Genomic DNA, 1557 nt, shown 5'->3' on the forward strand with positions numbered 1-1557 from the left:
CTCTTATCGTTCTATTTAACAGTTTTGATTGAACCAACACAGTAGATTTATATCTAAAGTGCAATATATGCAATCGCAAGGTTTTGAACCAGTATGAGAAATATCCTATTAGTTATTATCTACCTAACTCTTGGAACATTCACCTCCGACGCATATTCCTCTGGCGGTACTAGTTTTTCTAGCTCAGATAGCAAGGGATTATTTGAATCAAGCCAGAATGAGTTCCTAAAGGTTGATGAGGCATTCAAATTTCGCTCATCGCCTACAGACAATGGTTTAAAGCTGTCTTGGGAAATAGCTGACGGCTACTATTTATACAAAGAACGCTTCAAATTCCGCCTTGTCGATAAGTCATTAGAACCTCTGGTAAAGCTTGGCCCTCCCGAATTTTCTAGCCAGGGAAAGCCTAAACAGGATGATTACTTTGGCTTGGTTCATGCGTTCTATAAGCACGTTGAAATTGCTCTTCCTATTGACGTCGATGCTTCACTAAGTGATGTCGAGATTAAAATAAGCTCCCAAGGCTGTGCAGATGCAGGCTTGTGCTACCCACCAAAGCACGAAAAGGTCTTATATGTAGCGCAAAAAAGTAATAGCGACACAACTAGCAACAAGCTTCAAGCTCCCAACCAGCAACAAACGCCTTCATCTCAAGAAAGCCCAGACTTTGAAAACGCTGCGGGCGTCTTTAGCTTTATTCAGAACAGTAGCCTGCTGGCGATTGTAGGAATATTCTTTTTACTCGGGATCGGATTGACCTTTACACCTTGCGTGTTTCCAATGATCCCGATTATTACCAGCATTATTGCTGGCCAGCAAAAGCCAACGGTCGGTAAATCCTTTATGCTTTCCCTAGCCTACGTTATCGGTATGGCGGCAACCTATGCTGCAGCAGGCGTGGTGACAGGACTGCTCGGTGCGGGAGCCAATGTACAGGCAGCCCTGCAAGACCCAATTGTATTAAGCGTATTTTCGGCAATATTTATTTTGCTTGCCTTAGCTATGTTCGGCCTTTACGAGCTGCAACTCCCCGCTTTCTTAAGAGACCGCCTCAATACCACCAGCCAAAACCTTAATGGTGGGCATATCACCAGCGTATTCTTTATCGGTGCACTATCAGCACTAATTGTTTCACCGTGTGTCTCAGCCCCGCTCGCAGGTGCGTTACTTTATATAAGCAGTACAGCAGACGCAGTTATCGGAGGCCTTTCATTATTTGCTCTGGGCTTGGGTATGGGTGTGCCATTAATCCTGATCGCTATAGGTGGCGGTAAGTTCTTCCCTAAAGCCGGCGCCTGGATGGACAAAGTAAAATACGCTTTCGGCATAATGCTAATTGCCGTGGCAATCTGGCTCATTAGCCGTGTTATCCCTGAGTCAGTTTCGCTATTTTTATGGGCGTTGTTATGCGGCCTAACAGCAAGCCAGATGGGTGCTTTTGATGCAGCTAAGCCTGGAATAGAAAGAGTCTCTAAAGGTTTAGGCTTGCTCCTGGCCTTATACGCCGCATTATTATTTATTGGCTCACTTACTCAAGCCACAAACCCACTCAACCCC

At 45.2% G+C, this 1557-nt stretch carries 1 protein-coding gene; it reads left to right on the forward strand.

The genetic code is table 11. The annotated features are described in order from the left end of the window. Positions 1-93: 93 nt before the first annotated feature. A partial coding sequence (dsbD, locus tag A3757_RS24855) for a protein-disulfide reductase DsbD (protein ID WP_068740497.1) occupies positions 94-1557 on the forward strand: 1464 nt, incomplete at its 3' end.

Source organism: Oleiphilus sp. HI0117 (genome assembly GCF_001635235.1).